The following is a 4,482-nucleotide window of genomic DNA, read 5'->3' on the forward strand; positions in this document are numbered from 1 at the left end:
GCGAATCGACGAGACCGACCTTCGCCTTGCGCTGACGGCGAAGCGTAACGCCGTCGCCGCGGCGCGCGCATCCCTCGTTCAGTTGGCGGCGGATGAACGCCGATACGGCAGTTTGCTCAATAAGGGATGGGTCTCCCGCCAGCGCTATGATCAGGCGAAGGCCGCTTCGGACACTGCCGAGGCGCAACTCGCCGCCGCCGAAGCCGACGCGCGGGTCGCCGAGAACGAAGCCGCCTATTCGGTCCTGGCGGCGGACGCGGATGGAACGGTTGTCGAGACGCTTGGCGAACCGGGACAGGTGGTCTCCGCTGGCCAGACCGTGGTTCGGCTCGCCCAGGCCGGCTCACGCGAGGCGGTTGTCGCGCTTCCTGAAACGATCCGGCCGGCGATCGGTTCGTCAGCTGCGGCCAGCGTGTATGGAAGCAACGAGCGTCGCTATGGCGCGCGTCTTCGGCAGTTGTCGGATTCGGCCGATCCCCAAACCCGCACCTATGAAGCCCGCTATGTGCTCGACGGCGACGCCGCGGCGGCGCCGCTCGGCGCGACGGTCACTGTTCGACTGGCGAGCCAGGCGCGCGAGCCGGAGGTTCAGGTTCCGCTTGGCGCCTTGCTCGACGACGGCAGGAAGACCGGCGTTTGGGTCGTGAACGACGCCACTTCGACCGTAAGTTTTCGGCCCGTGAAGCTTGTTCGGATGAGCGGCGAAGCGGCCGTGATCACCGGGCTGAACTCTGACGAACCGGTTGTTTCGCTCGGCGCACATCTCCTTCATGAGGGCGCCCGCGTCAGGACTGCGTCCGAAAGCAGGGGGAACTGATGAGCCTCAATCTTTCCGCGCTCGCCGTCCGCGAACGGGCCGTCACCCTGTTCTTCATCCTCCTGCTGGCGGCCGCCGGCGCCTATGCCTTTCTCTTGCTCGGCCGCGCCGAGGACCCGAACTTCACCATCAAGACCCTGACGGTCACGACGGTCTGGCCGGGCGCGACGGCGCGCGAGATGCAGGACCAGGTCGCCGAACCCCTGGAGAAGCGCATTCAGGAGCTGACCTGGTACGATCGGGTGGAGACAACGACGCGGCCTGGCTATGCCTATATGACGGTGACGCTGAAGGACAGCACGCCTCCGTCTGTCGTGCAGGAGGAGTTCTACCAGGCTCGCAAGAAGCTCGCGGATGAAGCCCGCAACCTGCCCTCCGGCGTGCTCGGCCCCTTCGTCAACGACGAATATTCGGATGTGAGCTTCGCCCTTTATGCGCTCAAGGCCAAGGGCATGCCAATGCGTGAGCTGGCCAGGCAGGCCGAGGCGATTCGCCAGAACCTGCTGCATGTGCCTGGCGTCAAGAAGATCAACATCCTCGGCGAGCGTCCGGAACAGATATTCGTCGAGTTCTCCTTTGCCAAACTGGCGACCCTCGGCGTGTCGGCGCAGGACATTGTCGCCGCCTTGCAGCGGCAGAACACGGTCACGCCGGCAGGCTCGATCGACACTCGGGGGCCGCAGGTCTTCATCCGGGTCGATGGCGCCTATGACAGCGTCCAGACGATCGCCGACACGCCGATCGTCGCCGCGGGAAAGACGCTGAAGCTCTCCGACATCGCCGAGGTCCGGCGCGGCTACGAGGATCCTCCCACCTACCTCATCCGAAACCAGGGTGAGCCGACCATCATGCTCGCGGTGGTGATGCAGGAGGGCTGGAACGGTCTCGCGCTCGGCACGGCGCTCAAGGAAAGGGCCGCGGAGATCGCACAGACCCTGCCGCTCGGGATGACGCTCGACAAGGTGACCGATCAGGCCGTGAACATCGACTCGGCAGTCAATGAATTCATGATGAAATTCGCGATGGCGCTCGGCGTGGTGCTGCTGGTGAGCCTGCTCAGCCTCGGCTGGCGCGTCGGAATCGTCGTGGCGGCCGCCGTCCCCCTGACGCTCGCCGTCGTGTTCCTCATCTTGCTGGAAACCGGCCGCTTCTTCGACCGCATCACGCTCGGCGCCTTGATCCTGGCGCTTGGTCTTCTCGTGGATGACGCGATCATCGCTATCGAGGTGATGGTGGTGAAAATGGAAGAGGGCATGGACCGCATCAAGGCGGCGGCCTATGCCTGGAGCCACACCGCGGCGCCGATGCTGTCGGGCACGCTCGTGACGATCGCCGGATTCCTGCCGGTCGGCTTCGCGCCCTCGACGGCCGGCGAATACGCCGGCAACATCTTCTGGGTCGTGGGCTTCGCGCTCATCGTCTCCTGGATCGTCGCGGTGGTCTTCACGCCCTATCTGGGCGTGAAGATGCTGCCCGCGATCAAACCGATCGAGGGCGGCCACCACGCAATTTACGACACGCCGAACTATCGGCGCCTGCGAGGGCTCATCACCTTCGCCGTGCGCCACAAGTTCCTGGTCAGCGGCGTCGTCGCCATGGCTTTCTCGCTTGCCGTCGTGGGCATGGGCGGCGTCAAACAGCAGTTCTTCCCGACGTCCGACCGTCCCGAAGTGCTGGTGGAGGTTCGTCTGCCGGAAGGCGCCAGCATCGAGACGACGACCGCTGCTGTCGAGAAACTCGAACGCTGGCTACGCGACCAGCCGGAGGTCAGCATCGTCACGAGTTATGTCGGCCAGGGCGCGCCCCGCTTCTTCTTGGCGATGGCCCCGGAGCTGCCTGACCCCGCTTTCGCCAAGATCGTCGCGCTGACACCGGATGCCGAGGCGCGCGAGCATCTGAAGCACCGGCTTCGGCAGGCGGTGGCCCAGGGACTCGCGCCGGAGGCCTATGTGCGCGTCACACAGTTCGTGTTCGGTCCCCCTTCGGTCTTCCCGGTCGAGTTCCGGATCATGGGACCCGATCCCGCGCAACTCTACAGCATTTCCGAAAAGGCGCTCGACATCATGCGGACCGTCCCCGACGTGCGGGAGGCAAACCGCGACTGGGGGAATCGCACGCCCGTGCTCCGCTTCATCCCGGATCAGGATCGACTGAACCTCATCGGCCTCTCACCGGCGCAGGTGGGCCAGCAGCTCCAGTTCCTGCTCACCGGCGTCGCCGTCACGCAGGTCCGCGAGGACATCCGCAATGTCCCCATCGTGGCGCGCAGCGCAGGAGGCGAGCGGCTGGATCCGGCGCATCTGGCGGATTTCTCGCTGATGAGCCGGGACGGCCGTCAGGTTCCACTCGACCAGATCGGTCATTCGGAAATCCGTCTGGAAGAACCGATCCTGAAGCGCCGCGATCGCACGCCCGCCATCACTGTCCGCTCGGACCTCAATGAGGCGACCCAGCCCCCGGAGGTTTCCAAGCAGATCATGACGGCCCTTCAGCCGCTGATCGCATCCCTCCCGGCCGGCTACCGAATCGAAATGGGCGGATCGATCGAGGAGGCGGCCAAGGCCAACGCCGCGTTGGGCAAAATCTTCCCGGCCATGATCGCCGCCACGCTGATCATCATCATGCTGCAGGTGCGCTCCTTCTCGATGATGGCCATGGTCTTGCTGACGGCGCCGCTCGGCCTCGTCGGCGTCGTGCCGGCGCTGCTCGCCTTCAACCAGCCCTTTGGATTCAACGCCATTCTGGGCCTGATCGGACTGGCTGGCATCCTGATGCGCAATACGCTGATCCTGACCGAACAAATCAAGGAGAACCGCGCCGCCGGGCTGGACGACTATCACGCCGTCATCGAGGCCACCGTGCAACGCACGCGGCCCGTGGTCCTGACCGCGCTTGCCGCCGTGCTCGCCTTCATTCCCCTCACGCACTCCGTCTTCTGGGGATCGATGGCCTATACGCTGATCGGCGGCACGGCGGCCGGCACGGTGCTGATCCTGCTGTTCCTTCCTGCGCTTTATGCAGCCTGGTTCCGGATCAAACCAGCGGCGGACGGCGTCCGTGCGGAATCCTCTTTGGGCGGGCGAACGGATCTGCGAACAGCAACATCTGCCGAATATGGCTCTCGTTGTTGATTTCCGCTTGGAACAGACCCTGGTTTCGCGCTGACGTTGCCTCCAACTTTTATCCAGCTCTGAGTTCGCTCTGACGGTTGGTATTGCCCTCCTGGGCGTGGTGAATGCTGTGGGCCGGCTCGAAGCCATCGGCTTTGCGCAGCGCCGGCCCACGCCGCGGGAACGTCTCGGCGAACTCGGTCGGCGTGCGCCATCCGAGCCGAGAGTGCGGGCGGTTTTCGTTGTAATCGCGCCGCTAGGCCGCAGACTCATAACGATTTGATCCAGATGCGCGCCGCCGCGAGTTTGATGGCGGCGAGGAAGTTGAGCGGATTCTTGTCGTAGCGGGTAGCGATGCCGCGCAAGTGCTTGAGCTTGTTGAAGAAGCGCTCGACGAGGTTTCGCTGGCGGTAGACCCAGGAGCTGAAGGCGAAAGTGTCCTTGCGCGTGCATTTAGAGCAAGTTCTGTGAATTCGGATTCGGCTGGGATTCCCAAACGGCCACGCTCGTGCGAGTCTACGAGCGTGATTGCGAGGGAGGAATCCCATGGCCCGG

At 64.6% G+C, this 4,482-nt stretch carries 2 protein-coding genes and 1 pseudogene; 2 read left to right on the plus strand and 1 reads right to left on the minus strand.

All coding sequences use genetic code 11. The features are described 5' to 3' along the window. Both ACE3S9_RS15365 and ACE3S9_RS15370 read left to right on the plus strand, forming a co-directional pair. The coding region (locus ACE3S9_RS15365) for an efflux RND transporter periplasmic adaptor subunit (protein WP_374547357.1) at positions 1-817 on the plus strand (817 nt) is incomplete at its 5' end. Then, complete coding sequence (locus tag ACE3S9_RS15370; RefSeq protein ID WP_374547358.1) at positions 817-3,948, plus strand: efflux RND transporter permease subunit; 3,132 nt, start codon at positions 817-819, stop codon at positions 3,946-3,948. The genes ACE3S9_RS15365 and ACE3S9_RS15370, both read left to right, overlap by 1 nt. A 248-nt stretch (positions 3,949-4,196) precedes the next feature. Here ACE3S9_RS15370 and ACE3S9_RS15375 read toward each other — a convergent pair. Then, positions 4,197-4,482, minus strand: a pseudogene (locus ACE3S9_RS15375) (hypothetical protein); the annotation flags it as partial.

The sequence above is a fragment of the Rhodoblastus sp. genome, assembly GCF_041915505.1.
In the GTDB taxonomy this organism is placed as follows: Bacteria; Pseudomonadota; Alphaproteobacteria; order Rhizobiales; family Beijerinckiaceae; genus Rhodoblastus.